Origin of the sequence: Bifidobacterium sp. ESL0775 (assembly GCF_029395475.1) — a bacterium.
Taxonomy (GTDB): Bacteria; Actinomycetota; Actinomycetes; order Actinomycetales; family Bifidobacteriaceae; genus Bifidobacterium.
In genome coordinates, this window is sequence record NZ_CP113917.1 from 2,091,159 (window position 1) to 2,118,099 (window position 26,941).

22 protein-coding genes are annotated in these 26,941 nt (G+C 60.0%); 4 read left to right on the top strand and 18 right to left on the bottom strand.

The genetic code is table 11. The annotated features are described in order from the left end of the window. Positions 1 to 47: 47 nt before the first annotated feature. The 8 genes from OZX73_RS08175 to rpsF all read right to left on the bottom strand — a co-directional run bounded on the left by OZX73_RS08175 (position 48) and on the right by rpsF (position 6,439). Positions 48 to 512, bottom strand: a complete 465-nt coding sequence (locus tag OZX73_RS08175) for a fructose PTS transporter subunit IIA (protein WP_277149259.1) — start codon at positions 510 to 512, stop codon at positions 48 to 50. Between the two features lie 89 nt (positions 513 to 601). Next, entirely contained in the window at positions 602 to 1,045 is a 444-nt protein-coding gene (locus tag OZX73_RS08180) for a PTS sugar transporter subunit IIA (RefSeq protein WP_277149261.1), read from the bottom strand. Continuing rightward, complete coding sequence (locus OZX73_RS08185) at positions 1,042 to 2,550, bottom strand: transcription antiterminator (protein ID WP_277149264.1); 1,509 nt, start codon at positions 2,548 to 2,550, stop codon at positions 1,042 to 1,044. Before OZX73_RS08185 ends, OZX73_RS08180 begins: the two co-directional genes overlap by 4 nt. Before the next feature lie 336 nt (positions 2,551 to 2,886). Then, positions 2,887 to 4,305 (bottom strand): MFS transporter, encoded by a 1,419-nt coding sequence (locus OZX73_RS08190; protein ID WP_277149266.1) that lies wholly within the window; start codon positions 4,303 to 4,305, stop codon positions 2,887 to 2,889. Between the two features lie 326 nt (positions 4,306 to 4,631). Continuing rightward, positions 4,632 to 5,078, bottom strand: a complete 447-nt coding sequence (rplI, locus tag OZX73_RS08195) for a 50S ribosomal protein L9 (RefSeq protein WP_277149268.1) — start codon at positions 5,076 to 5,078, stop codon at positions 4,632 to 4,634. A 16-nt stretch (positions 5,079 to 5,094) separates the two neighbouring features. Then, positions 5,095 to 5,343: a 30S ribosomal protein S18 gene (gene rpsR, locus OZX73_RS08200; RefSeq protein WP_277143412.1), complete on the bottom strand. Its 249-nt coding sequence runs from the start codon at positions 5,341 to 5,343 to the stop codon at positions 5,095 to 5,097. Between the two features lie 77 nt (positions 5,344 to 5,420). Then, positions 5,421 to 6,056 carry a single-stranded DNA-binding protein gene (locus OZX73_RS08205; protein WP_277149270.1) on the bottom strand — a complete coding sequence of 212 codons (636 nt, stop codon included), beginning with the start codon at positions 6,054 to 6,056 and terminating at the stop codon, positions 5,421 to 5,423. A gap of 86 nt (positions 6,057 to 6,142) precedes the next feature. Continuing rightward, on the bottom strand, positions 6,143 to 6,439 hold the full coding sequence (gene rpsF, locus OZX73_RS08210; protein WP_277149272.1) for a 30S ribosomal protein S6: 297 nt from the start codon (positions 6,437 to 6,439) through the stop codon (positions 6,143 to 6,145). Between the two features lie 233 nt (positions 6,440 to 6,672). On the opposite strand from rpsF, the gene OZX73_RS08215 reads away from it, so the two are divergent. The 3 genes from OZX73_RS08215 to OZX73_RS08225 all read left to right on the top strand — a co-directional run bounded on the left by OZX73_RS08215 (position 6,673) and on the right by OZX73_RS08225 (position 13,559). Further along, complete coding sequence (locus tag OZX73_RS08215) at positions 6,673 to 8,871, top strand: zinc-ribbon domain-containing protein (RefSeq protein WP_277149274.1); 2,199 nt, start codon at positions 6,673 to 6,675, stop codon at positions 8,869 to 8,871. 426 nt (positions 8,872 to 9,297) lie between these two features. Further along, the gene (locus OZX73_RS08220) at positions 9,298 to 12,318 is read left to right on the top strand and encodes a heme utilization protein (RefSeq protein ID WP_277149276.1); all 3,021 of its coding nucleotides are present in this window, start codon (positions 9,298 to 9,300) and stop codon (positions 12,316 to 12,318) included. Positions 12,319 to 12,545: 227 nt separating this feature from the next. Beyond that, entirely contained in the window at positions 12,546 to 13,559 is a 1,014-nt protein-coding gene (locus OZX73_RS08225) for a ribose-phosphate diphosphokinase (protein ID WP_277149279.1), read from the top strand. A gap of 159 nt (positions 13,560 to 13,718) precedes the next feature. Here the strand turns inward: OZX73_RS08225 and OZX73_RS08230 are convergent, their stop codons facing one another. The 8 genes from OZX73_RS08230 to OZX73_RS08265 form a co-directional block, all read right to left on the bottom strand. Further along, entirely contained in the window at positions 13,719 to 14,732 is a 1,014-nt protein-coding gene (locus OZX73_RS08230) for a ribokinase (RefSeq protein ID WP_277149281.1), read from the bottom strand. A 34-nt stretch (positions 14,733 to 14,766) separates the two neighbouring features. Continuing rightward, positions 14,767 to 15,162 (bottom strand): D-ribose pyranase, encoded by a 396-nt coding sequence (gene rbsD / locus OZX73_RS08235; protein ID WP_277149283.1) that lies wholly within the window; start codon positions 15,160 to 15,162, stop codon positions 14,767 to 14,769. Positions 15,163 to 15,277: 115 nt separating this feature from the next. Further along, positions 15,278 to 16,231, bottom strand: a complete 954-nt coding sequence (locus OZX73_RS08240; protein WP_277149285.1) for a D-ribose ABC transporter substrate-binding protein — start codon at positions 16,229 to 16,231, stop codon at positions 15,278 to 15,280. Positions 16,232 to 16,294: 63 nt separating this feature from the next. Continuing rightward, entirely contained in the window at positions 16,295 to 17,284 is a 990-nt protein-coding gene (locus OZX73_RS08245) for an ABC transporter permease (RefSeq protein ID WP_277149287.1), read from the bottom strand. Between the two features lies 1 nt (position 17,285). After that, positions 17,286 to 18,806 (bottom strand): sugar ABC transporter ATP-binding protein, encoded by a 1,521-nt coding sequence (locus OZX73_RS08250; RefSeq protein ID WP_277149290.1) that lies wholly within the window; start codon positions 18,804 to 18,806, stop codon positions 17,286 to 17,288. 219 nt (positions 18,807 to 19,025) lie between these two features. After that, positions 19,026 to 20,027 carry a LacI family DNA-binding transcriptional regulator gene (locus OZX73_RS08255; protein WP_277149292.1) on the bottom strand — a complete coding sequence of 334 codons (1,002 nt, stop codon included), beginning with the start codon at positions 20,025 to 20,027 and terminating at the stop codon, positions 19,026 to 19,028. Between the two features lie 414 nt (positions 20,028 to 20,441). Continuing rightward, positions 20,442 to 21,011 (bottom strand): DNA-3-methyladenine glycosylase, encoded by a 570-nt coding sequence (locus tag OZX73_RS08260; RefSeq protein ID WP_277149294.1) that lies wholly within the window; start codon positions 21,009 to 21,011, stop codon positions 20,442 to 20,444. Between the two features lie 66 nt (positions 21,012 to 21,077). Continuing rightward, a complete protein-coding gene (locus OZX73_RS08265) occupies positions 21,078 to 23,699 on the bottom strand; it encodes a phosphomevalonate kinase (protein WP_277149296.1) in 2,622 nt (873 codons plus the stop codon). Between the two features lie 443 nt (positions 23,700 to 24,142). On the opposite strand from OZX73_RS08265, the gene OZX73_RS08270 reads away from it, so the two are divergent. Continuing rightward, complete coding sequence (locus OZX73_RS08270) at positions 24,143 to 24,496, top strand: phenylpyruvate tautomerase MIF-related protein (protein ID WP_277149297.1); 354 nt, start codon at positions 24,143 to 24,145, stop codon at positions 24,494 to 24,496. A gap of 1 nt (position 24,497) precedes the next feature. Here the strand turns inward: OZX73_RS08270 and OZX73_RS08275 are convergent, their stop codons facing one another. Both OZX73_RS08275 and OZX73_RS08280 read right to left on the bottom strand, forming a co-directional pair. After that, positions 24,498 to 25,277 carry a hypothetical protein gene (locus OZX73_RS08275; RefSeq protein ID WP_277149299.1) on the bottom strand — a complete coding sequence of 260 codons (780 nt, stop codon included), beginning with the start codon at positions 25,275 to 25,277 and terminating at the stop codon, positions 24,498 to 24,500. 8 nt (positions 25,278 to 25,285) lie between these two features. Next, positions 25,286 to 26,851 carry a formate--tetrahydrofolate ligase gene (locus OZX73_RS08280; RefSeq protein WP_277149301.1) on the bottom strand — a complete coding sequence of 522 codons (1,566 nt, stop codon included), beginning with the start codon at positions 26,849 to 26,851 and terminating at the stop codon, positions 25,286 to 25,288. Positions 26,852 to 26,941: the final 90 nt, after the last annotated feature.

Sequence of the window (26,941 nt, forward strand, 5' to 3'; positions counted from 1 at the left end):
TTGAAGTGGGCCAAGCGCTGTTGCCCGGCCCATCAAGTCTTTAAAATTCAGTCCTTGGTGAGCGCCGCGATGACGTCGTCCACGCTGCCGGCCTTGAGCAGGTCCGAAACGACCTCCTCCTTGCCGAGCTTGCGGGCGAGCATCGAAAGCAGCTGCAGGTGGCGCTTGCTTCCGGCGTCATCGGCGCCGACGGCGAAAAGCACCACGACCTTGGCGCCCGTGTCGTCCAGCGACTCCCACTCGATCTCGTCGTGCAGGATGGCGATGGCGATGCCGTTCTTCTTGACGGTCTCGCTGCGGCCGTGCGGGATGGCGACGTGCTCGCCGATGCCGGTGGCCCCCTGAGCCTCGCGCTCGTGGATCGCCTCGACGAAAGCGTCGACGGATTCGATGTAGCCGCAATCGTGCAGACGCTGCGAAAGCTCACGGAACACCGACTCCTTGTCAGTCGCATGGAAATCGGTAACGATCGTTCCGCGGTCGAGTGCCTCATCGAGTGATAAAGTTTCCACTGTCATGTTTCCCTTCATTGATTGTTTGCTGTTGTGTTCAAATTTGTTGGGTTCCGGTGATTGGAAATACCGGAAATATCAGAAATCCCCTAGGTCGCCTCGTCGGCGCGCAGGATGGATTCGACCTCCCGGCGCCCTTCGGTGCAGAATCTGCGCATGACGCTTTCATCGGCCAGCCGGTAGTAGAGATTCTTCAACGGCGCGATGTCGCGGGCCACGGCAGACTTCGGGATCAACGTGAACAGCACGCGGCTGACATGTGGCATCGACCCCCATCCCGCACAAGGATTGGCGAGTTTCAGGAACACCATCGCCGTGTCGGTGACGATAGCGCCTTGGATATGCGGATTGGCGAGATTGGCGGCAAGCAAGGTGTCGCCCTCGTATTCCCGGCTCTCCAGCATGCCCGCCACGCTCTCGCGCTCGGAGATCAGGCCATGCTTCCAGGCGAAATCCGCGAACCACGCGAAAAGCGAGGGCTTGTCCTTGATCACCGCGCCAGACGCGGGCTCCCATTCGATCAGGCACTTCATCGGATCACCGTCTTCCGGCGGATCTGGTCGGCCTGGCGCTCCAGGCGCTCCTGGTCCTCAAGCGTGAGCATCGCGCTGACCACGAGCGTCGGCACCGGCATCTCATCGTCGGCGAGATTGACGGTGGAGACCACCAAATCGACCTCGGGATGTTCCGCCAGTTCGTCGCCCAAGTCCTTGGTGGCCACGGTGGTGACGATGTTGAATTCGGAGAAACGGCGCTCGATCTTGGCGCGCAAGAGCTGGGCGGTGCCCAACCCGGTGGTGCAGACCAGGAGAATGTTGATGGGCGTCTGCTTGCTTTCGATGACCTGCGCGAAGTAGACGACGATGAAGCCGACCTCCTCGTCGTCGATCTCGTTGAGCCCGAAATGCCGCACCGCGCGCTTCGTCGCGTTCTTGACGACGTCGAAGAGACGCGGGTATTCCAGCTTGATCTGCTCAAGCAGGTTGTTCTTCACCTTGATGCCGTTTTGCAGGCGGTTGAGCAGCGGCTTCATGTGCTTGACGAGGCTCGAATAAAGGTCGTCGTCATCGATGTCCTGGTAGCCGGGCTCCTTGGCCACTTCGTCGATCAAGTAGCGCGTGACCTCACGCACCTGGTCGGGCATCTCCTGGGATATCGCGACGTTGTCGTCGATGCGCGAGGAGGTGAGGTACTGGTAAAGGTAATAGCTCTCGACGTCGGGCAGGGTGGCGTCGAGGTAGGCGTTCAAGTTGGCGATAATCTTCTTGCAGATATCGGCCATCTTCGGGTGCTTTTCGAACAGCTCGGCCGCCTCTTCGGGCGTCTCCCCGTCATCAATCAGCGAGCCGACCTCGCGGAAGCGCTCGACCAGGATGTAAAGGTGGGTGAACAAGTTGACGCTGTACGGGTACGGGATCTCGGCGTGGGTGAGGTCCTCGATCAGGTCGAGCTGGTGGGAGACGAAAGCCGCGTCGCGCTGGTGGACGCGCTGGTCGGGCTGCATGAACCGCCCGCTGGCCGCCACGTCGTCATCGTCGAAAATCAGATCGGTGATGGCCTTGCGGATGTCCTGCTCCACGCCCTCGACCCACACGCAATCGCTTGAATGCTCCAACGAGAGGTTGAAGCGCGAAAGCATCGTGCGCAGGACCTTCAGGTCCGAGGCGATGGCGGAGTCGCTGATGTAGAACTTGCCCCACAGCTCCTCGATGCGGTAGTGCTGCGGCGAGGTCATCAGCAGACGTTTCAAAACCTCGTCCCGGCGCTCCACCGGCGTGAGCTTGCCGACGTGCTCATCAGGTTGCTTGGTGGCGGCGCTTTCCTGTCGGAAATAATTGCGATAATTGAGCCGATAGCCGCGGCCACGCTGGGATTCGATCATCGGCTCGTCGCCGTTATTGCGTTCGTTGATCTGCGCGACCAGGCGGGTGACGGTCTTCGTTGAGACGCCGAGCATGGCGGACAACTCGGTTCCAGACACGAAATTACGCCGGTTCAACAGATATTCGATCAGATGTTTTTTGCTCTCAGTCGTCATCGCCATACCTCCTTATTTCACCAAACTAACGAAATTCGGCGGAAACACCCCGGCGAGACGAACACAACTCAGTCCGTAGCCAACGGACATTTCCCCCAAATGCCCAAAACAGACATGTTGATATATAGTATCTATTTATTTCGCGATGAGGTGGGAGCGTAACGGCTTTCAAATATGTAATAAATATGGTATTAGAAGATTTTTATTCGACATATTCGCATTCGTCTAGATATCTGGAATGATGTTTGATTCTTCGGTCTGTATCAACCACATTCATGAACTTTTTTGTTCATTGGAGAATGCGATGCTTTTCAAATCAACCGAATAAACCGGTGATCATGCTCCGATCGATCGCATCTCGACGGACGGGTCCTTGCGGATTTTAATGGAGACCAGCGTGATGGCCAACGCCACCAGCGCGAGCACGATGACCAAGGCGAACGCATTGGTCGCGCCATGGACGGCGGCCAGTTTGACGTCGTGCGGGAAGCGCGCCTCGCCCAAGGAGAGCGAAGACGAAAGCACGGTGGTCCCGAGGGAGCCGGCGTACTGCTGCAGCACGTTGAACAGGGAGTTGAAATCGGTCTGCTGCGAGGCGGGGACGAACTTGCTGGCGTCCGACATCGTGTTGCCGTAGCCGAAATTGAAGCCAGCGCGCATGAACATATACAGCAGCATCAGAATCACAACGGTCGATTTGCCTGTCAATATCCACAGGGCGACCGATCCGATAATCAGCGAGACGTTGGAAATCAGGAGCACCAGCGTGGGGCCACGGCGGTCGTAAAGCCGGCCGACGAACGGGGCGATGAACGCGCCGAGCAGCGATCCCGGCAGAAGCATCAGGCCAGCGGTCAGAGAATCGATGCCGAGGAAGTTTTCGGCGAAAACCGGCAGCAGGAAGGAGCTGCCGATGTTGATGAACTGGAGGATGGCGTAATTGGCGCCGCGAAGGCCGATGATGATCTTTTTAAAGAGGCGCAGGTTGAGCAGAGGCGACTTCGAGGTGAGGCAACGCCAGATAAACAGCCCAAGCGTAAGCGCCGCCACGCAAACGGCAATGGTGACAGTAAACGACCAGCCACCGTTCGCCCCGAACTGATCAAAAATCTCGGTGAAGCTCACCATGAAGAAACTCAGCAGCACCAAGCCGACGCCATCGAAGGACTTGCCGGCGCCCTGTGCGTCGAGGCGCAGGTTGGCCTCGCCAAGGACCCAGGCGACGAGGAGCAACGGCAAGGTGAACACGAAGATGATGCGCCAGGAGAAGTAGTAATTGATGAGGCCGCCGTAAGTCGGGCCGAGGGCAGGGGCAAACGAAGTGACCATATTCGCGATGCCGATGTAGGTGCCGCGGCGGTTCACGGGAACCAAGGAAAGAATGACATGGATCAGCAACGGCGTGGAGATGCCCGTGGCCGTGGCCTGAAGCAGGCGGCCAAGCAGCAAAAGCCAGTAATTAAGCGGCAGACAGCACAGGATGGTGCCGATGACGCTGACGATCACGGCGCAACGGAAGAGCGGGCGCGTGTCGAAACGCTTGAGCAGGAACGAGGAGGTGCTCATGATGATGGTGACCATCAGGAGGTAGCCCGAGGTCAAAAGCTGGATGGTCGAAAGCGGAAGACCGAACTCGCGGGTCATGGTCGGGAAGGTGACATTCAGCGAAGTCTCGGTGAGGATGCCGATGAAGGAAAGCAGCGCGGCCGCCGCGATGGATAGTTTGGTCTGTGTGGAAACACGTTCTTCTTGCAAATTCTCGAACCTCAATACGATTCCGCCGCTATCAGGCTTCAGGGTAGAACAGTTGATCGCACGCTCCGACCCTCCGAGCCCGCAACTTCTCCATTATACGCCGACCGCCGCGATAGCTTCACACATCATGCCGCCAGAATGCCCATCAGAAACACTCATTTGCAACATTGATGCAGAACACTCATCCATTGGCCTACAGCATGGCTCGAAACGCAACTTGCGAATCCACGGAACCGCAGATACGAAAATCCCGCCACACGATTACGTGCGACGGGATCTTCCTGCTTAAGCTTGCGGTTTTTTGAACCGTTATCAACAAACCGAAATTACTCGGCGACGACCTTCACGGTGAAGTTCGCGGAGATTTCGGGGTGCAGGGCCACGGTGGCGGGGAATTCGCCGGTGGTCTTGATGGTCTCGACCTTGATCGCCTTCGGATCGACGGCGGCCTTGGACTCGAGGGCGGAGGCGATGTCCATGGCGGAGATGCCACCGAACAGCTTGCCGGACTCGGAGACCTTGGCGCTCAGCTCGACGACGGTGCCGTCGATGGCTGCCTTGGCGGCCACGGCGTCCTCACGGGTGGCCACGGACTTGGCCAGGCGTGCGCGCTTCATCGCTTCGATCTGCGAAGCGGCGCCCTTGCTCCATGCGAAGGCGAGGCCCTGCGGGATGAGGTAATTGCGTGCGTAGCCGGGCTTGACCTCAACGACGTCACCGGAGTGACCGAGGTTGGAGACGGACTTGGTAAGAATAACCTTAGTTTCAGCCATTGTTCGTATCCTCCTATCAGCGGCCGTTGGTGGCGTAAGGCAGCAGGGCCATCTCGCGCGCGTTCTTGATGGCGCGGGAGATCTCACGCTGCTCCTGGATGGTCACACCGGTGATGCGACGCGAACGGATCTTGCCGCGATCGGAGATGAACTTGCGCAGCAGCGCGGTGTCCTTGTAATCGATCTCGGTGATCTTCGCGGCCTTCAGCGGGTTCGGCTTCTTCTTGAACGGCTTGACTGGTGGTTTTGGCCTTTTACGTGACATATCAATGTCTCCTTAACACTTATAAACGTCTATTTGTTGCTTTCGCGCCTCTTGGCGCTTTCGCTGGAACCGTTTCGCTAGAACTCCGGCTCATCGGAATCCCCGCCGAAATCGGAGCTGCCCCCGAAGGTCGAGAACCCATCACCAGAGTTGGCGGAACTGCCCCACGGATCGGCTGCGGGAGCCTGGGCTTGCTGGTTCTGCTGCGGCTGGGCCGATGCCCCGCCGGAGTAGCCTGCGCCGCCTTGGTAGCCGCCGTTGCCGCCGGCGTTATAACCGCCGCCATTGCTGGCGCCGCCGTTATAGCCTCCGCTGTTGCGGGAACCACCCTGGAACCCACCGTTGGAGGAGGACTGGCGCTGCACCTGGGCGGTGGCATAGCGCAGGGACGGGCCGATCTCGTCGACCGTCATCTCCACGACCGTGCGGTTCGTACCGTCATTGGCGGTGTACGAACGCTGCTGCAGACGGCCCTGGGCGATCACACGCATGCCCTTGGAAAGGGACTGCGCGCAATGGTCGGCCATATCCCGCCACGCGGAGCAGCGCATGAAGAGGGCGTTGCCGTCCTCCCACTGGTTCGTGTTGCGGTTAAAGGTCCGCGGCGTCGAAGCGATCGTGAAACTCGCGACCGACGCCCCGCTGCCGAGAGTGCGCAGCTCCGGATCAGCGGTCAGATTGCCGACGATCGTAATCGAAGTATCCCCTGCCATGACGTGCCTTCCTCACCAGCTTTTACGCTTCATAACAATGAAAGCAAAAAGCAAAATAGACTAAAATTTAATTCCCGATCTCGGGCTTACTTGACGTCCTTGCGAAGAATCTTCGTACGGATGACGGACTCGTTCAGGTTCAGGACGCGGTCCAGCTCGTCGTTCGTGGCCGGCTCGCAGCTGTAGTTGACGACGACATAGTTGCCTTCGGTCTTGCCATCGATCTCATAGGCAAGCTTGCGGCGTCCCCAGATATCAGGGTCGGAAACGGAACCGCCCTCTTTGGTGACGATTTCCATATACTGATCGGTCAGCTTCTTCAGGGCTCGCTCGTCAAGCTCCGGATCGGCGATGAACATGAGTTCATACTTGTGTGCAGACATCACCCACCTCCTTCGGACTAAAGTCGGCCGCGGTCTTTCCGCGACAGGAGTGTGTATGCGCGCCACATCATGACGCGAATCCGCGCCAGACATAGCTTTCCCATAATACGGGCTGCCTGCGACTTCAAACCACGCCTATTAAGGCATTGATAGCGCACATTCATTGAGATTGCCCGATGATACAGTGAGGTATCTTCTGGTTTTCGTCGCAGTGTTGAGAGAAAAGAGAGATTATGAAGTGCCCTTATTGCGGTGCGATTTTACCTGCCGACGCGCGGTTCTGCTCCAATTGCGGCAAGACAATGACAACAACAACGGCGACACCTTACGCGGCACCCTCACCGCAAAACGCGACATTTACCCCAGCCCCAGCTCAAGCCCCATCTCCAGTTGAGACGTCGCCGTCATCACCAACCCCGACACCAGTCCAGACGGCTCTATCATCACCAATCCAAACATCGGTTCAGGCAGCACCGGCCCAACCCTCAACTCCGTTCCAAGCCCCGACTTCGCCTTCGCGATACCCTGCCGGACAGCAACAGGCCCAATTCCCGTATCACGCCTCCGCCACCGGCAACCCCAACAATGCGTATCCGCCGGCACAACCCATGTATGGCGCCCAGACATCCATATCGAACCGCAACAGAACCCCAGCCAGGGGCAAGAAACCGCTGAAACGCATGCCCGCCAGTTTCGCGAGCGCCGACAACATCAAATCGATGGCCGCATCCCTGGGAATCGGGCTCGCTGCGGCCGTTATCGTGACGGCGCTGATCATGGGACTCTCTTATTTGGAGCCCCTCATATACCACAAGCTGCCGCACGCTCCCTATAACCCTCAATTCGCAATTTTTTATTATATTTTTCCATTAGGCATTAATCTGGGAGCAGGCATCACTCCCTCCATCAAAGCCCCGTTGCTTCCGAAACTCATCACTTTGCTTACCAACGGGACAGGGGGCGCGACTTCGATCTCGTTCCTTGACAAATCAGGAACAGTAATACCAAACGCACGTCTCCTGCAAAGAAGCGGAGTGGGGCTTCCGGGCATCGCCTTGCTTATCGGAGTGGCGTTCGGGGCCTACATGGTTTCCAGGCACTTTATCCTCCCTAAAATCCAGGAGACCATCGCCAGCTGCGCAATCATCGGCGTCATAGCGGGATTGGTCTATCTCTTGTTCGCCGCACTGTTCCCCATGCGTTACAGCGCCCCAGCTTATGAACTGGCGCCCAAGGGCTTCGCCATTGTGGATATTCCAGACGATAGTCCGATACCCAATCTGCATCTTATGGCCAGTTCCTTGACCTGGGTCACGTTTCTGATGGCTTTCCTGCTTGCCGGTCTGGGAGCCCTCATCGGCTATCGGCTCGGCCAACTGGCGAGCGAGAACGGAAACGTGTTCTCGGCGCTTTGGCGGTGGGCTCATCGCACCCGAGGCTTCCTACGCACCTGCCTGGAAGCGTTCGGTGTGTATTTCCCGATTTTCTTTGTCTATCATTTCATTTTGTACCTTGTGGCAATGTTGATGTGTTTCCCGTCTCTTTCCTCGTTCCTTTACGATTTCCCCGATAACTCGTTTTTCTATGCAGGCTCTTTCGGAGGGTTCTTCAATTACCTTGATTTTGACAGGAAACCTTACCATGGAGAGCTGGAAGTCGCGACGGGATTGACCACTAGGCCGATTTTCAATGATTCCTGGGATTATCCCTCCCTTCTCCGCAATTTCAACATTTTGACGGTATACATTCCAATCGCCCTGTTCATAATCGCCACCTTGTATATCGCACTCAGGGCTTCGGTGCGCAATCTGCAGGACCGGCCGAACGCCAGGTGGACGAACTGCTGGAAAGCCCCAGTCGTCACGGCATTGTTCTGGCTCATGGTTTCCGTCATCGTGGACCTGTCGACGACCAATCTGAGCACGACCACATCGACTCAATTGGCGCGACTTTTCGAAGAAACGAAAATGTACACCCACGAATACACCTGCGTCAGGGGCATCGCGCCTTGGCACCCGCTGATCATGGCGCTGGCCATGTTCATCGTCGAGGCTGTGGCGCTCAGCGTCGGGCCGAAAATCGTGTCCGCCATGCCTGGCCTGATGAAGATGCTTAAAGGGGCACTCGTGGGTCCGGTCTCCTCTGCGGCCGGGTCCACGGCCGCCAACAAGGCGATGACAACTCCTCAATATGTCGCGCCCGGCGCAGGAGTGACCCCTCAATACCTTGTACCCAGCCAAGCCGCAACCAATACGCAAGCCGGGAATCCGATTGCCGCTCAAAACAGCCGATACCCAAACGGCTGGCAACAACCGGGCCCGCAATACCCCGGGCAAAGCATGCCGGCACCCACCCAATCCACCCAACCTGCCCAGACCACTCAGCCCAATCAGCCGCCCCAATTTAACCAGCCCGGCCAAAAGCAGAGGTAACACCACCAACGGCAAAAGAACGACTCATTACACGCAACTTGCCCGACCGCCAATAGGCTTTGCCGCACCGTCAAGCACGGGTCACCATGTCTGCTCGCCGAAACACCCCAAGGCGACACTTTCCGCAGGCTAACGCAACGGCTGCGTAGAGGTGTTGAGACTTATGTGTTTGTTGCCCCTGACACATATCCTTGGGGATATTGGCGGGACCCTAATGACGGGGTCAGGAAGAGACAAGGAACAGGGAGAAAAAAGATGGTTTGCCCTCACTGTGGAGCGACGATATCCGAAAATGCCAGATTCTGCCCGCATTGCGGCCAGGGCACGGTCCCTGGAGGCGCGCAAACGCAGCAAAGCCCCAATGGGCAGGTAGGAAACGCGGCCACGGGGGCGCCGATGCCGACCACGTCAAGGTCCCCTCTCCCGTTGCCCAACGGACAGACCCCGACACCATCCCCTGCCTCTGGGGCTCCTGCACCCGGCACGGCAATCCCCATGCCGCAGGCCCAGAACCCACAGCCAGCGCCTTTCCAGCAGCCGACCGGCGCGATTCCCCAATTCGGCGCAATACCCAGCACGACCGGCAACGTGCCGACCGGCGCCATACCGACCGGGACGATGCCGACGGGAGCGATGCAAACAGGAACGATGCAAACCGGAGCAGCGCCAACCGGTACGGTTCCTCCAGGGACAACCGCCGCAGGAAACATGCCAGCGGGAGCCGCGCCGAATGGCGGTCAACCCTCGCAAACGCAACGACTGTACAAGGAGATCGTCACGCCAAGCAGCCTCAAGGCGATGGGCTCATCCCTCGGCTTCGGCCTGGGCGCGGCCCTGGTGCTCGCCCTGGCCAACGCGGGCGTGCTCGCGGCCGTGAGCCAAGGCGCGATGTCGTCGATGATGAACAACCTCGGCGACTTCTCGGAGCTTCTTGACGTCAAGTCCAGCAATTTCTTCCATACCGTCATCACGATGCTCGTGGCCGGCGTCGCGGGATCGTTCTCCCTGAAGGCTTCGGCGCTGGGGGTCTCCACCGACGACCTGGGCGCCAAGATCTCGATGTGGCTGCCGATGAGCCTTTCCGGCGTGGCGCTGTTGATCGGGGCGGCGTTCGGCGCCTACTTCATCGCGCATCGCGTCGGCATCCGTTTCAAATTCACCGGCATCGCGAGCGCCGGCGTCGTCGGGCTCGCCACGGGATTGGTGTACATAGCGCTCGGGGCCCTCTTCCCCATGAGCTCCTCGGCCTCCATGGGCATCGCGAAAGGCGAGGCGGCGCTCAACGGCGCCACGGTGCGCACGTTCATCATGGCCTTCGTCATCTCCGCCTTCGGCTCGCTGCTCGGCTATGCCTTGGCGCAATACGCCTCGGACAGCACCAACGTGTTCCGCGCCGCCTGGCGCTGGGGGCACCGCCTGCGCGGGCCGGCACGCACCTTCGTGGAGGCGTTCTCCATCTATGCCATCGCCTACACCATCATCGGCCTGATCGCGCTCGTGGTCGTCTCCATCTACGTCAAAACGCCCGTGGCCATATTGCTGGTCCCCGTCGTCATGCCGTATCTGCAATTCATCCTGCTTGACTTCTCGTCGTTCGGGGGCATCGCCACCAGTGGAAGCGACAACGCGGTCTCGATCACGTTCGGCTCCCTGTTCTCGGCCAAGCCGTGGGTGTTCATCCTCGCGGCCGTCATCTTCATCCTCATCACGTTCTATATCGCGTTGCGGGCCTCGGCGCGCGCCTCGCAAGACAAATTCTACGCCAAATGGGAGCACACGTGGAAGGCGCCGGTGGGCATGTTCGCGCTTTGGCTGCTGGTCACCTTCGTGCTGGCCAACATGGGCATGTCGGCGAGTTCCGACTCCGGATCGTTGGCCATCGTCTCGTGGTTCCCCTTGGTGGCCGCGGCCTGGGCCTTCGTCATCGAGGCCGTCGCCATGACCTTCGGGCCGGCGCTGCTGGTCTCCATGCCCGGTCTCTGGCAATTCGTGCGCGGCGGCTGCGTGGAGGCAACGCCGCAGAGCATCAACGCCTATGTGGACGCTTGCGGCGCGCGGTTCAAGCACCTTGGCGAGGACGAAACCGACGGTACTGCGGCGGCGCCGAATCCCGTTTCGAGCAATATGGCGGCCACCGCAAGCGAGAGCATGGTGTCCGGCACCTCAACGTCAGCGGTGCCCATGCCGGGCCAAACCGCGCCAGGCGCCGTCCAGCCCTTCCCCGAACCCAACCAAGCCGGCGGAAACGCACAGGCCTTTGCAACCGGGCCAATTCCCAACGGACCTGCATACTACCCGTCAGAGAACCTGTCCGCCGCGACTTCCGCAGCCCCCGGCAATGCCGTGAGCCTTGAAGACTTCAGCGTCGCCCCGCCCGTCGCCACCGGCGCGGGCACCGACACGAAAGCCATGGACGCCAAACAAAAACGCATCGTCATCATCTGCGCGGCCATCGTCGGCGCGTGCGTCCTCCTCGGCATCGCCTACAGCGTGCTCAGCTCGACCATTTTCAGCCCCAAAACGGTGGTCAACCAATACACCAGCGCCATCGCCGCCGGCGATTTCGACAGGGCCAACACCATCGCCGACCCGCAAACCAATGGTGCGAAGGCCAAACTGCTGACCAACAAAGCCGCCAAGCACGGCTCGACCATTTCCAACGCGCGCGTCACCTCCACCAAGAGGAACTCCGACGGTTCGACGTCGGTCGGCATCGCCTACACCCTTTCCGGCAAAACCCATAACGAGACGTTGACCGTGGTCTCGAAGAGCCGGAAGATGCTCATTTTCGACAACTGGGCCATCACCACCCCGCTGGTCACCAACCTGCGGATCGCAGCGCCCGACGCCGTCGGATCGCTCAACATCAATGGCATCAGTGTCTCCGGCGAGAACTCCAGCGGCAACGGCGGAGCCAGCAAGAACTCCGGGAAAACCTACGATTTCAAGGCCTACCCCGGCATCTACACCGTCAAAGCGGCGGCTTCCGACTACATGACCAGCAACACGCTGACGTTGCAACCGGATTCGCTGGACAGCAATTCCGACAATTCGGGCGCCGATGCCGTCATCAACGTCAAGCCGACGGACAAGCTCGAGGACGCCGTCAACGAGGCCGTCAAGAGGAAGATCGACGATTGCGCCTCGTCCACGGACGCCGACCCGGACGGCTGCCCCTTCGGGGAATCGTATTACGAATCGAACAGCAGCTATTCGGACTTCTCATGGAGCGTGAACTCCTATCCAAAGGTCGACGACGTCAACATGGAAAACTCGTCGTTCTCCACCGAATCGAACGAGGGGGAAATGAAGCTTTATTACAAGTACCGTTTCTTCGACGACGATGACTGGGAATCGGAGAACACCAACTGCGAGATCAGCGAGATCACCGGCACCTTCACCATCACCAACAACAAGGTGAAGGTGAGCTTCGACGATGACGACTGATGGGCCCGAGACCCGGTACGACGTTCATATCGTAATACATCAACTGAAGTAGGGGCGCAACCTTCCGCAGCCGCGGCGGCCGACCCCTCGCAACCCGCCTCGCGACGATTTGCGAGGGGTTGGCGCTATATTGGAAGTAGTTTCTGATGATCATCCTTGTTCCGAGGCGACCTGAGGCAATGCCGGGCTGGCGCACGGACACGGTGTCAACAAAGGGAAGGCGAGACATGTCGGCGATTCTCGAAGGCAAGCCCAAAAAGCGACTGGCGTTGGTGACGGGCCGGGCGTATCCGGAACAGGCCGAGGCCACGGCGGAGTGCCTGGGCACCGTGCCGCTGAAGACCACGGCCTACGACTTCGCGAACGGCGAGATGTATGTGCGCTATACCGAACCGGTGCGCGGCGCGGACGTCTTCGTCCTGCAATCGCACACCGACCCCATCAACAAGTGGATCATGGAGCAGCTCTTGATGATTGACGCGCTGAAGCGCGCCTCCGCCCGTTCCATCACCGTCGTGGCCCCGTTCCTCGGCTATTCACGCCAGGACAAGAAGGGCCTGGGCCGCGAGCCCATCACCGCCCGGCTGATGTTCGACCTCTTCCAGACGGCCGGCGCCGACCGCATCATGACCGTCGACCTGCACGCTTCGCAGGAGCAGGGCTTCTTCGATGGCCCTGTCGACCACCTGACCGCGATGCCGGTGCTGCTGGACTACGTGCGCAGCTCGATGCCGCTTCAGAACGCGACCATCGTCTCCCCTGACGCCGGTCGCATCAAGGTCTCCGAGCGGTGGGCGGCCAAGCTCGGCGGGCTGCCGCTGGCCTTCATCCACAAGACGCGCGACGTCACACGGCCCAACCACGCCGTGGCCCATGGCATCATCGGCGAGGTGCGCGATCGCGACTGCGTGGTCGTCGACGACATGATCGACACCGCCGGCACCATCTGCGAGGCCGTGCGCACCCTGCGCGAGGCCGGTGCGAAATCCGTGACGCTGGTCGCCACACACGGCCTGTTGTCCGGCCCGGCCATCGAACGGCTCAAAGACTGCGGCGCCCGCGAGATCGTCCTGATGGACACCGTCCCCGTCCCGGCGGAAAAGCGCCTACCGAACATGACCGTGCTCTCCATCGCCCCGCTGCTGGCCGCCGGCATCCGCTCGGTCTTCGAGTCCGGCTCGGTCTCCGGCCTCATGGAAGGCCTTCCCGACGACATGCATCCGCACAGCATCTACGCGTGAGCAAAAAGCCTCATATCCGTATTCAATAAACATATTCAATAAACAACGGGCGGGTGCGACTTCACTTTTCGAAGTCACACCCGCCCGTTTGATAATGGCCGTAACGCCGGCCACGCGATTCCGGTCCAGCCGATGTTCAATGACCGGCGGAACCCGGAATCATTGCGTTTGGAAACGTTCCTGGATCTGCTCGGCCGTGCCGTACGAAGCCTGCGCGCCGACACCGGTGGCGGCATATCCGGAGACGTAGGATCCCAATCGCGCGCAATCCACCAGTTCCAGGCCTACGGAGAGACCAGCGAGCAACGTGCCCATGAAGGCATCGCCGCAGCCGGTGGTGTCCACCGCATCGATGGTCACGGCGTCGACCTGCGTGGCATGGCCCTGATCAAGCACCATGCAGCCATCGGCCCCCAGCGTCACCACGGCCCTTTCGAAGCCGAACCGCTGCATCTGCCGCGCGACCTCAGACCAATCGATGCCCAGCCAATCGTCGTTGTCGGGCTCGTCGATATGCAGCAATTGCGCCATCTCATGCTCGTTGACGAGAAGGATGTCGGCGTGCTTGATGAGCTCGTCGGGCAAATGGTCGACGAACGGCGAATCGTTGAGCAAGACCTGCATACCGGCTTCGTGGCAAATCCTGGCGCACTCGCAGACCGTCTTCATCGGGCTTTCCAGACACAGTCCGAGCACCGGCGCCGAGGTGAGCTCTTTCTGGGATTCATGGACATATTCGACGGACACCTTGGCATTGGAGCCCGCGGAATAGACGATGGTGTTCTCACCATGCTCGTCGACGGTGATCACCGTCGTGCCGCTGGCACCGCTCAGATGCAGGACATGCGACACATCGACGCCGGCGTCCTGAAGATGGCCCAACAGGAATTTCGCGTTGGAATCGTCGCCGACGGCGCCAAACATATTGACATGCGCGCCAAGCCTGGCCGAGGCCGCGGCCTGGTTCGCTGACTTCCCTCCCGGGAGCAATTGCAAGGGACCGCCATTGATGGTCTCCCCGGGCTTGGGCAGCCTGGAGGCGACCACGGTGTAATCCGCGTTCATCGAGCCTATGACCGATATGCGCGCATTACCATCCCTGATGGCGTCAAGCAGCGGCAAGGCACCGCGCTCGGAGACATGGGCTCGTTGTCCATCCCGACTTTCAAGCATGATGGCAACCTTTCTTCAGTCGAATACCTATTGTCTAAAACGGTACACCACAACGGAAAATAACGTTGGAGAACGAGGTCGTCTCACCGGTGCGGATGACGAATTTCGCGTTCTTCACTTGGTCCTTCAAACCGTCGGGGCCATCGTGGGGCACGTAGGTCAGTGGGATGTCGAAACGATCCTTCACCCATTGCTCGGCAACGGTGCCCTTGGCCTCTTCGGCCATGGTCCCCGTCTCGAGGACGAGTTCCGGCTCGATGGCCTCAAGCACCTGCGTGAAGCGGGGGACGCCGAACACCAGGGCCAGATCGATCACCTCGACACCACGTTGCACCGGCAGCCCGGCATCCGAGACCACAAAGAGGTCCTTATGCCTCAAGCCGGCGAGTGCGGCGGAAAGTTGCGCATTCAATATTCCATGCGTCAACATAGTTATACTCCTTTAAGCATTGATTCTTGATCGATGCGTTCATTATAAAATTCGGCCCGTCACTTCGAAGGCAACGGGCCGAATCTCATTGTTTCAGTGCCGTGACCAGAAACCGTCACTCGAACTGGGAGACGTTGTCCTTGTTCACGGTCTTGACCGGGATGGCCTCTTTCTTCTGAACGCTTTGGCCCTTGACGAGCTTGGCGGCGGCGTCCACGGCCTTCTTGCCGAGGAGCTTCGGCTGCTGGGCGATGGTGCCCGCCAGCTTGCCGTCCTTCACGGCCTTGAGGCCGTCGGCGGTGCCATCGAAGCTGAAAACCTTGATGGACTGGCCGGCCTTGGCTCCAAGAGCCTGGACGGCGCCCAGCGCCATCTCGTCGTTCTCGGAGTAGATGCCGGTGACATTAGGATGGGACTGGACCAGGTTGGTGGTGACGTCAAGTCCCTGGGCGCGATCGAAGTTCGCGGTCTGCTCAGCGACGATCTTGATGTTCGGGAACTTCTTGATCTCGTCCTTGAAGCCCTTGCCGCGATCACGGGTGGAAGCAGCACCGGGGGTGCCTTGCAGGATCAGCACGTTGCCCTTCTCGCCAATCGCCTTGGCCAGGCCGTCGGCGGCTTGGGCGCCACCAGCGACGTTATCGGAAGCGATGTGGGAATTGACGTCCTTGCCGGTCACCGCACGGTCGACGGAGATGACGGGGAGCTTGGAGGAAAGCAGCGATGCCACAGCCGGGCCCGCGGCATCGGAGTCGACCGGGTTGATGATGACGGCCTTGGCGCCCTGCGACTGGGCGTTCTGGGCCTGGTTCTGCTGGGTCGAGGAATCGTTCTGGGCGTCGGAGACCTGAAGATCGATATTCATCTTCTTGGCTTCGGCCTGGGCGCCGTCACGCAGATCGACGAAGAACGGGTTGTTGAGCGTGGAGACCAGCAGGGCGACCTTGGTCTTGCCACCCGCGGCTCCTGAACCGCTGCCACCGCATGCGCTGGCTCCGGCCATCAACGTCGTGGCGCATACCACGGCGAGCGCGACGCGGACGCCTTTCTTGATCTTGTCGTTAATCATAATATTTCTTCTTTCTATTGGTTATCTTCTTTGATTTTGGATAATGATCACGAACAGCAATGATCAGTGGGCGTCTTCCTTGCGGCGCAGGGTATCGAAGCTCACGGCGAAGGCGATGACCAGGCCGATGACGACTTTCTGCCAGAAGGAGGACACATTGAGGATGTTGAGGCCGTTGCGGATGACGGCGAGCAGGATGGCGCCGACGAAGGTGCCGGAGACGCGGCCCTTGCCACCGGAGAGCGAGGCTCCACCGATGACCACGGAGGCGATGGCGTCCATCTCATAGCCATCAGCCGCCTGCGGCTGCGCGGAATTGAGTCGGCCGGCGATGACGAGGCCAGCGACGGCGGCGAAGATACCGGAGAGGATGAACACCGTGATCTGGGTCTTGTGCACCGAGATGCCGGAAAGCCTGGAGGCTTCCATGTTGCCGCCGACGGCGTACATCGAACGGCCCATGCTCGTGTAGTTGAGGATGACCGAGGCGATGATGGCCATGATGACCATCATGATGATCGGCACCGGGATACCGAGGATGTCACTGCCGAAGAAGTTGACCATGCCCGACGTCGAGATCGGCCGGCCATCGGAGATCACCAAGGTCAGGCCGCGGGCGACCGACATCATGGCCAAGGTGGCGATGAACGAAGGCAGCTTCAGATAGGCGTTGGCCAGACCCGAAAGGCCGCCGAAAACGGCGCCTGCGATCAGGCCGACGATGATGGTCAACCAGCCGGGCAGGCCCATGGAGGCGCCCGTGTAGGCCACCAGCATGCTGGACAGGGCCGCCACGGCGCCGACGGACAGATCGATGCCCGCGGCGACGATGACGAAGGTCTGCCCGAACGCCAGGATGGCGACGGTCGCGGCCTGGATGCCGACGTTCAGAAGGTTCGACGGCGTCAGGAACGCCGGTGTGGCGATCGCCAGGACAACGCACAGGATGATCAGGCCGATCAGAGCGCCGTTCCTGGCCGCGAAGCGCTTCACCACGTCCCAGGCGTGTGAACCGTTGCCTTTGGTCTTTTCTACAGTTTTGCTATCCGACATCTTACTTCTCCCTTTCATTACTAGCGGTTACCGGCTCTTCCTCATCCATGTGGGAGACGGCCAACGCCATGACCTTTTCCTGCGTCGCTTCGCTTGCGGGCATTTCACCACTGACCTTCCCGTTGCTCATCACGACGATTCGATCGGACATGCCGAGAATCTCCGGCAGATCCGAGGAAGCCATCAACACGGCACCACCTTGCTTGGTGATGGCGTTGATCAGCTCGTAGATCTCCACACGGGCGCCGACGTCGACGCCACGGGTGGGCTCGTCGAGCAAGAGCACCTTGACATTGGCCATGGCCCACTTGCCGAAGACGATCTTCTGCTGGTTGCCGCCAGAGAGGTTGCCCACCGTCTCGTCGATGTTGCTCATACGGATGTTGAGCTGTTCGGCCGTCTTCTTCTCGCGGCCAAGCTGACCCTTGAGGTCGGCGAAACCGAATTTCGAAGTCGGCAGCATGGTCGGCAGGCCGAGGTTGTCGGCGACGGAGGCGCCGAGGATCAGCCCTTGGGCGCGGCGGTCCTCGGGGACCAGGCCGACACCGGCGGCGATCGCGGCCGAGATCGAATTCTTGGGCAGCGGCTTGCCGTCCACCTCAACGGATCCGGAATCGTAATTGTCGGCTCCGAAGATGGCCCTGATGGTCTCGGTGCGCCCCGCGCCGACCAGACCGGAGAAGCCTACGACCTCGCCGGCATGGACCTCGAACGAGACATCATCGATGACACCCTCACGGGTCAGGTTGCTGACTTTCAGCAGGGTCTTGCCGGGCTTGCCGGCGACGCGCGGGAACTGCTCCTCGATATTGCGTCCGACCATCAAGCGAACAAGCTCGGATTCAGGGGTGTCGGCCGGGACCGTGTCGATGTACTTGCCATCGCGCAAGACGGTCACGACATCGCCGACCTTGGTGACCTCGTCCAAATGATGGGAGATGAAGACCATGGCGACGCCCTTGGCCTTCAGATCGCCCATGATGTCGAAGAGCTGGTCGCATTCCTTGCGGGTCAGCGCGGCGGTGGGCTCGTCGAGGATAAGGACCGACGCGTTCTGCATCAGCGCCTTGGCGATTTCCACCATCTGCTGCCTGGCGACGCCGAGCTCCTTCATGGGAGTGGCCACGTCCTCATCCAGGCCGATGAGCTTCAAAGCCGCTTCGGCTTTCGTCCTCATCGCCTTGTGATCGACGAAACCGCCCTTGAGCGGAAGGTCGCCCAGGAAAAGATTCTCCATGATCGACAACTCGGGAACAAGGTTCAGCTCCTGGTGGATCACCGCGATGCCCAGCTTGCGAGCGGCGTCGACATTGGGGATGACGACCTGCTTGCCGTCAATCTCAATGTGGCCCTCATCGGGCTGGTAGATGCCGCTCATCATCTTGATGACCGTGGATTTGCCAGCACCGTTCTCTCCAAGCAGCACATGCACTTTCCCGGGGTCGACCGTGATCGAGACATTGTCGACGACTTTGGAGTTGCCGAATATCTTCGACACACCAACTAACGATAACTGTGTCATGCCTTTCACTACTTTCTCTTCTGTATTCAATTACCCGAAGTTTTGCCTGTTTTAGGGTGTAGTAGGCCTAGGGATTTGGCCTTTGGCCTTGAAAAACAACCAAGCGTGCACGTGCGCACATCGCTGTTCGCGCTACACCTTTTTGATGGCTTGATTAGATCTGAGCTTGCTTATCCTCCTATGGATGTTCAGAAATGCCTGTCAGACGCCGATCATCGTCTACGCTGCGTTCCCCACGGAGCCACGCGGCACATACACGGTTTTGATGTGCTGGGAGCTCACCTTGCGGTGATGCTCGACCATGTCGAGGAACAGCCGAGCCCCCTTATGGCCTATCTCCTGGACCTGCTGGGAAATCACCGAAATCTGCGGCGTGGTGAGACGGAATAGCTCCAGGTCATCGAATGAGACCATGGACATCTCGTCGCCCAGCCTGATCCCCTCGCTGATGATCATCGACATCGCACGTATCGCATCCGGCGAATACCCGAAGATAATCGCCTTGACGCCGGAACTATGCATACGCCGGATCACCGACTCGCAGGAGGATTGCTCGAAACCGGTCGATTCCACAAAACAGTGTTCCTCGCCGAACATCTGCGAAGCCAGCTGGCGGAAAGCCAGTTCGCGTTCGCGCAACGACACCGAATCCAATATCGGCCCCGAGACGTAGCCGACCTTGTCGAACCCGCGACGATGGATGTCCTTCAGGGCATCCCTCATTCCGGGAACTGGATCAGAGTCAACGACAGGGACCTCGGGGAATCCCTCCACAATACGATCGACGAACATCACCGGCAGTTTCCTGTCGATAAGCAGTCTCAACGCGTCGGAGGAATCACCTTGGGGAACGATGATCGCCCCATCGATATGCTGCGAAAGAATGTTGGTGAGGAAAGCGTCTTGCTTGGCAACGTTTTCCGATGAAGTACCGATGAATGTGCAATAGCCGGCCTTGAGCAGAGTGTCCTGAACAGCATAGGCGAGATCCGCGAAGTAGCCGTTCCGGATATCCGGGACAAGCAGGCCGACCGTCCTTGTTTTCGAGGAACGCATCGCCTGGGCCCTGGAATCCGGGATATAGTTCAGATCCGCAACGGCCTGCTCAACCGCTTTCTTGGTCTTTGCGGAAATCCGCCCGGTTCCGTTCAACGCGCGGGAAACGGTCGAAACCGAAATGCCGGCGCGTTTCGCGACATCGCGTATGGTCACGTATGCCATCAACACCTCCTCTCTTTATGAAAATACCATTACCAGCACGCCAACCAAACTTGGCAGACGCCTTTATTTCCAACAGCCGACACGCATTGAACTTCTATGCTTAGTGTGTCAGATTGATTTGCTCCTCACCTTCCACAGAATCGAACTTCTTTGTCTTTTCGCGTAAGCGAATCCACGAAAATCTTTGGTAACTCAACTCGATTGTCTTCGCTGAACAATCTCCTTGTTTACTTGTAGTAACGTTCCCGCTATCAGGGTGACTTTTCTTGCCATCCTTTGCGGTAACGTTACCGCAATGATATATCCACTTTGAATAAAAAATCAAGTCACCAACGGGCGTGTCGCATGAAACGCAGAAATCTTCACAGATCTGGGTGCCGGGAAAACGGGTGGCCAACACCACGTGCTCTATCTTTACCGCGAAAGGTAGGGGTTGCCGGCGATGATGAAGCGGCGCGGGCGATCCTTGGCCTTGGTGATGCCGATGCGTTCGGTGGCTTCGATGCGCTCTGCAGGGCGCAACGCGCCAGTTTTGAGGCTCAGCGGAGGCTTGCGCAGGTCGTGGCCATAGAGGTCCATGGTGATGCCGAGCGACCTGCAGAGCTTGCCCGGGCCGTTGAGACAGTCCTTGACATGGCGGCCATCACGGCGCCGCTCGATGACCTCGGCCGTCCTGGCGTCCATCGGCTCGGCGGCACGGATGAGCGCGCCCGCGCCGAAACCCTCCTCGAACGCGGTGACGTTCATGCACAGGTTCGTGCCGTAGATCAGGTAGATATAGGCATGGCCGGACGGGCCGAACATCGCGCGGGTGCGCTCGCTTTTGCCGTGGAAGGCGTGGCTGGCCGGATCGAGCTGGTCGTAGGCCTCGGTCTCCACGATGCGCACGGTCAGGGTCTCGCCGTCGAGTTCGCGCGTCAAAATGCAGCCAAGCAGGCCTTTAGCCACGGTTTCAGCGTCTTCATCCAAGAAATCAGGAAACATGATTCCATTGAAGCCCGCACACTGGATTTATACAAAAGCGTGTCGAATGCATAAAATGTACCGCAATCAGCGCGAACGATGCGTGAGCGCCGGCAAATCGACACCCAGCAATCGGGCTTCCTCGGCAGTCTTGCCGGTGACAAGCAGGTCTGCGCGACGCAAGCCGGCGACGGTTCTCGCGCCAAGAAGCGCCATCAGCGAGCACACCTGGCTCTTCCAGCTGTTGATTTCGGCAATCAGGCCGTCTTCGCCGGATGCATTCAACACCTGCAGGAAATGGCCGGAAACGCCGACGGCCCGCGCCCCCAAAGCGAGAGCTTTCACCACATCGAGTGGGTTGCGTACGCCGCCAGAAGCAAGCACGGCAACGCCAGTCACGTCGGAATGATCCTGCGTGTTTTCAACGGCGCTCTTATCATTCACAGTCGAACCTGAACCCGCAACGCCACGCCGCTTGGCGTCATTGACACCATTGATATTCAAGCCAGCACCAGCCACGCCAAACCGTGCAGCACCATTGACGTCATCTGCGGAATCTGAAGAAAGTTCATAAGAACCATAGTCATTCGTTGTATTGCACTTATCTGGTAGCAATGCCAGCAGGCACAACGGCGTGGATTGGCCCCAACCCGCCATGTAGGCGTATTCGTGACCGGCACGCCGCGCGTTTTCGATGCGCGCGAAATCCGTGCCGCCCCGGCCGCTGACGTCGACCGTGCGCACGCCCAGTTCCGCCAGTTGGCGCACGGTTCGGGCGCTCATGCCGAAGCCGACCTCCTTGACCATCACCGGCACCGGCGAGGCCTTGACGATCTCGGCGATGCGGCGCGGCCAGGAGTCGAAATCGCGCACGCCTTCCGGCATGACGAGCTCCTGCGCGGCGTTGATATGGATCTGCAGAGCGTTGGCACCAATCATCTCGACGGCGTGCACGGCCTGCTGCGCAGTGACCGTCGCCCCGACGTTGGCGAAGACAAAACCGGACGGATCGTGCTCGCGGATCGTGGTGAAGGTTGGCTCCAGCTTGGGGTCGCGGATGGCCGCGTGCTGCGAGCCGGAGGCCATCGCCAATCCGGTCGCGGCGGCGACGCGCGCGAACGAGGTGTTGATCGCCGCGGTTTTGGCCGAACCACCGGTCATCGCGTTGATATAGAACGGCACATCCCATTTCGCGCCGCAAACCTGCGTGCCCATATCCACGTCGGCAACATCAATACTGCCCAAGCTGTGGTGGATGAACGCGATATCGTCAAATGCATTACGTTGCGCGTCCGCGTGCTCGGCCAGTGCGAGGCGCACATGGTCGTCCTTGCGGTTCGAACTCGGCACAAACTCTTGCGATTGCGGGTCAGCCGCATGGCCTGCTGCGACATTCGAAGCCGACAGATCCAACGTTGCCGGACCATTGACACCTGCGATACCAATACCAGCGAGCTCACCGTGGCCAGCCTGTTCAGAAAAATTTCCTTTGGCGCGCACGCTTCCGGCAATTCCAGCCGGCATATCGCCTGTGGTGCCACCGGCCCAATCCGCGATCTCAATCTGCGGGGCGTGCACCGACAGATCCAACGGCACGATGCCCTTCTCCTGCCAGCCGCGCGTGATGGCAGCCTCGTCAGCGCCTGGCCCGGCAATCGCGATGCCGCAGTCGCCGCCACCCGCACCCGAGCTTTTCGCCGCCGCACCATGGCGTTCGGCCACCTCGACCAAATCGCGCAGGGCCGGGGTCTCGATGACCACGCCGGTAAATGAGGAAAGGCCCTGCAACAGCTTACGGGCCTGCCGCACATGGGCGATGACGGCCTGCTCGTCGCCGCTAACCAACGCACCAGCCAGCGCGTCGACGCAGGCGTCGCTGCCGGCGAGGAAGTCCTGGTACATCCGCTCGTGCTCGGCGGCGCTTTGCTGCTGGACATGGCCGACCAGCGAAGGCGTGGAGGCGGGACTGCCGGTCCAGCCGACCATCAGGCGAAGGCCGCTGCCGGCCTCGAACGCGCGGAGCCGCGCGATGCTCAACCCCGGCCACGGCATGTCGATCAGCTCACTCAACGCCGTGTCCTGCAAGCGGTTGGTGACCCACTGCCGGTCGACCGCGGTGAAACGGATGCATCCTCCGAACAGGCTGGCCGCCAGGTCGCCGCCGGAACCGACCTTCTGGGCCCTGCTGGCCGCGACGAACGCGAGTTTGTATTGCTGCATCGGCTCGAGCTCAAGCCCATAGAACGCGGTGAGCGCCTTCATCATGGCCACCGTCACCGCAGCGGACGAACCCAGGCCGTACTTGCGACCGGAAGCGTCGTCCAGCTCGCTTTCGATGTTGACGTCGTAAATCTTGAGGGCCTTGCCCTGCTGCCCAGCCAATTCCTCGATGGCATGGATCACGGAGAGCACGAACGCCGCTCCCGGCTGCTCCAAGTCCGGAACCGCACGTCCCGCGCGACGCCGCCATGTCACCGAAGCCTCGGGATGGCCCGCGGAATGGATACGCCCGACCGGGTCCACGCCAAAGGGCTGCGGCTGTGAGGAAGAAGTGTCATGCTCGGTGATGCGCGCTGTAAGCAGGCGGTTGACGGCGATCAGGATCGCGGGATGGCCGTGCTCGACCACGGCGTATTCGCCGGCGATGTAGAGTTTGCCAGGCGCCGAGGCTACGCTGCTGTTCGGTTCCTGGGCTCCCCTACCGCTCATGTTCTTCCGTTCCTTCCCTCGCGTTCGCGGCCGTGTGTGCGCTGCGAATCGCCTCGCTGTCTTCCGGGCATCACCAAACGATGCCGCCGAGGCCGCGCGACGCACCTGCGGTGTCATCATTTCTAAATGTACGCACAACCGGCGCGCGGCGGAACGTCCAAGGCACACTCTGCACCAAATACCCCGATAATCTGCGCAGCACTGCCACATTACGCGTTTTTAGTCGAGCGGAAAGCGACGTCTCCCACAAAAGCGTGAATCACGAAACCAGATTGGCGGACATGGGAAAACGCTGCAAATTTCTCGGTATTTGAGGTCATCGTATATCGTAATACAAACTTGTCATACACAATAAACCGCTTTATGGGCATATCGACAAGACAAATCGAACCGCACGATAAGATAAGGAACACGTGCAGATTCACACCAACAAAGGAGCTATTATGCCAGTCATCCATACCCACGTTTCCGTTTCCACCACCCCCGAGCAGCGCGAGGCCCTGAAAGCCGCGTACGGCAAGGCCATCACCGCCGTCCCCGGCAAGACCGAGAGCTGGCTGATGTGCCCGTTCGAGGACAACATGCCGATTTACTTCGGCGGCACTGATGACAAGCCCGCCGCCTACGTCGAGGTCAACGTCATGGGCGCCCCCGGCAGCGTCGACCGCTCCGTTTGGGAATCGATGTCGAAGCAGATCATGACCGCGCTCCACGACCAGCTCGGCGTGCCCGAGGACCGCACCTACATTCGCTATACGGCCACGGGCGACTGGGGCTGGAACGGCGGCAATTTCTGATTCATCTGAATTTCAGATAGCGCACGAAGGCGCGCGGGTGGTCCTTGCCGTTTTTGACATTGCTGAAGCCGAACAGCGCATGGTCGGGCAGGCCCGCGGCCTTCCACGTCTGGGAGCGGGAGAGGTCGAAGCCGATGGCGCTTTTCGCGCTGGCGGCGGTTCTGCCTTGCGCGTCGACCAGAACCCCCAGATCCAAGTATTTCTTAAGCTCCGAGCCGGTGAGCACTTCCTCGGGCTTGTTGACAAGGCCGCGCTTATAGAGGGTCGCCAGCGTTTTTTGATCCGAGACCATGGCGTTGATCTGGCCGGCGGAGACCTGGGTCATGACCTTCGGTGAATCATCGGTGTAGCTGTTTTTGCCGATGGTCAGGTCGCTGCCGAAATCGACCAGACGCGAGTCCTTGATGCCATCGTATTTGACGAACCCGTCCTTCAACTCGCTGATTTGCGCTGAATCGCGGTGCATGTTCACCGCCTCCAGCGTGAACACCGGCGTGGGTGGCTTGGTCAGATAAGTGACCGCCAGCGAAACCACGATGGCGATGGCCACGACGACCAGCACCGTGCCCAAAAGGAAATTCTGGACGAAGAACGACCACTTCTCGTCGGCCGGCAGCTGGCGGAACGTCGTCCATTTGGATTGCCTGACATAGACGTTGTCTTTCGCCAACCCCGAAATGGCGGCACGCTGGTCGTCGTCCAGCGACTTGTCATCCCCGACTTGCCCTAGTGGCGTTTCGCCTTTGGCATCGCTATCGAAACCCTCGTCGTTTCCAGCCATACAGCGCTTCAGACGATTTTCGGCATCGGGGTGGTGAGCGACGTGGTGAGGTTGACCTGCACCACACCGGCGCCAAGATGCGGCTCGACCTTCTTCAGCGTCACCGTGCGCTCGTCGGTGGCGGCGGAATCGTCGTCGGTCATCGTGGCTGGGGACTTCACCGCTACCACCGCAAGGTCGTCGATGCTGGTGCCGACGCCGTTGCACAGTTCGGTCGCCGCGGCCAGCGACTCGGAGAATCCAAGCTTGAAGAGCACACGGTCGGCGGGGACGCCGTAAGCGTTGTCGGCGATCCACTTCACGTCCTCGACCAGGCCCATGCCCTTGTGGCTGGCACGGTTGTCGGCGGCTTCCGGGTCAGCAGAGTCAGCAGGCGCGTTGGCGGAGTTGGCGGAATCATTCGCTGAATCAAGAGCGCCGACAAACGCATCGAGCTGCGGGGCCAAAGCCTCGCCGCCGTCACGGAAGAGGTTGCCGATGATTGGAGCACGGAAGTTGAGTGATTTCGCAGTGTCGCGCAACGAATCGATCTGGTCATCCTCGCCGTCCCAGAGATTGACCAACGGGAAGGTGGGAATGCCAAGGTTTTCGAGACGATGGACATGGAACGGGTAGCGCCAGGCGAGCTTCGGGTCGTCGCGCCAGGTCGAGGCGCGGGTGACCACCACCGCGGCGGCCGGCCACTCTGCCCCGAACTCGCGGCAGGCGATGTCAAGCCATTTCTGGGCACCGGCGTCGGCGCCATACCCGGCCTCAACCACCACGACATCGTGCAGGGCACATGCCATTTCGACGGAAATCAGGCTTGGAATGCCCAGCGAGACGTTGGCGAACGGACCGCAGTGCACGTAGACAGGCGAACCGTTGACGGTTTCGGTCTGCGCCGGCTTCACCGCGTCGCCGAGGATGCCGGTGATGCGCCAAAGGTCGATAAATGAACCGAAAGCGACGGGGTTGCCGTCCTTGGTGCCGGCGACCATTTTCGAGACGCGTTCGGCGATCTCGTCCATGGAATGGGAAAGCACGACGATTTGCATCAGCTCGCAGGTCGGGGTCAAGACCACGCGTTCGGGCACATCGCCCTTGCCGCGGTCGACGGCAATCTGGCGCAGCGAGCGGGATGGCACTTCGGAGACGCGTGGCACAAGGATGGTATCGATAAGACCGTCGTCAATGGCCTTCTCCGCGAAGGAGACCAGCAGGTTCTGCGCGTTTTCGATGGCGGCCATCTCGCCGCACAGACCCCAGTCGATCAGCTCGGGATGGGAAAGCGAGGACTTGCCACCGCCAGAAGCCCCGCCCTTGGAGCCGGCCGCGGTGATGCCCATGCTCGGCTGACGCAGCACGGCGGTCGCGTCGATGCCGCGGGCACGCAACGCGTCGATCAGCGCGATGGTGGTGGTGGTTTTGCCTTCCCCGCGCGAGGCCTTCAATGGTGTATCGGCGGTGACCAGCACGACCTGTCCGTGCTTGCGCGGCTCGTCAGGGTGCGATGCCAGATAATCGAGATACCCAAACGCGTCAATCTTCTTGACGAGCCCATATTGGGTGGTGAATTGATCGATCAGAGCCATGCTATACCTGCCTTCAACGTTTGAGTGTGAATCCGCCAAGGCCGCGCCCGCAACCGCCACGAAACACGAGCGCCAACGAATCTCGCGCGC

Bases quoted from the DNA above. Each gene is read 5' to 3' on its own strand.
- rpsF (WP_277149272.1), bottom strand. From the start codon at position 6,439: ATGTCTGCACACAAGTATGAACTCATGTTCATCGCCGATCCGGAGCTT.
- rbsD (WP_277149283.1), bottom strand. From the start codon at position 15,162: ATGTTGACGCATGGAATATTGAATGCGCAACTTTCCGCCGCACTCGCC.
- OZX73_RS08205 (WP_277149270.1), bottom strand. From the start codon at position 6,056: ATGGCAGGGGATACTTCGATTACGATCGTCGGCAATCTGACCGCTGAT.
- OZX73_RS08250 (WP_277149290.1), bottom strand. From the start codon at position 18,806: ATGACACAGTTATCGTTAGTTGGTGTGTCGAAGATATTCGGCAACTCC.
- OZX73_RS08255 (WP_277149292.1), bottom strand. From the start codon at position 20,027: ATGGCATACGTGACCATACGCGATGTCGCGAAACGCGCCGGCATTTCG.
- OZX73_RS08245 (WP_277149287.1), bottom strand. From the start codon at position 17,284: ATGTCGGATAGCAAAACTGTAGAAAAGACCAAAGGCAACGGTTCACAC.
- OZX73_RS08260 (WP_277149294.1), bottom strand. From the start codon at position 21,011: ATGTTTCCTGATTTCTTGGATGAAGACGCTGAAACCGTGGCTAAAGGC.
- OZX73_RS08185 (WP_277149264.1), bottom strand. From the start codon at position 2,550: ATGACGACTGAGAGCAAAAAACATCTGATCGAATATCTGTTGAACCGG.
- OZX73_RS08240 (WP_277149285.1), bottom strand. From the start codon at position 16,231: ATGATTAACGACAAGATCAAGAAAGGCGTCCGCGTCGCGCTCGCCGTG.
- OZX73_RS08265 (WP_277149296.1), bottom strand. From the start codon at position 23,699: ATGAGCGGTAGGGGAGCCCAGGAACCGAACAGCAGCGTAGCCTCGGCG.
- OZX73_RS08275 (WP_277149299.1), bottom strand. From the start codon at position 25,277: ATGGCTGGAAACGACGAGGGTTTCGATAGCGATGCCAAAGGCGAAACG.
- OZX73_RS08215 (WP_277149274.1), top strand. From the start codon at position 6,673: ATGAAGTGCCCTTATTGCGGTGCGATTTTACCTGCCGACGCGCGGTTC.
- OZX73_RS08230 (WP_277149281.1), bottom strand. From the start codon at position 14,732: ATGCTTGAAAGTCGGGATGGACAACGAGCCCATGTCTCCGAGCGCGGT.
- OZX73_RS08180 (WP_277149261.1), bottom strand. From the start codon at position 1,045: ATGAAGTGCCTGATCGAATGGGAGCCCGCGTCTGGCGCGGTGATCAAG.
- OZX73_RS08270 (WP_277149297.1), top strand. From the start codon at position 24,143: ATGCCAGTCATCCATACCCACGTTTCCGTTTCCACCACCCCCGAGCAG.
- rpsR (WP_277143412.1), bottom strand. From the start codon at position 5,343: ATGTCACGTAAAAGGCCAAAACCACCAGTCAAGCCGTTCAAGAAGAAG.
- rplI (WP_277149268.1), bottom strand. From the start codon at position 5,078: ATGGCTGAAACTAAGGTTATTCTTACCAAGTCCGTCTCCAACCTCGGT.
- OZX73_RS08280 (WP_277149301.1), bottom strand. From the start codon at position 26,851: ATGGCTCTGATCGATCAATTCACCACCCAATATGGGCTCGTCAAGAAG.
- OZX73_RS08225 (WP_277149279.1), top strand. From the start codon at position 12,546: ATGTCGGCGATTCTCGAAGGCAAGCCCAAAAAGCGACTGGCGTTGGTG.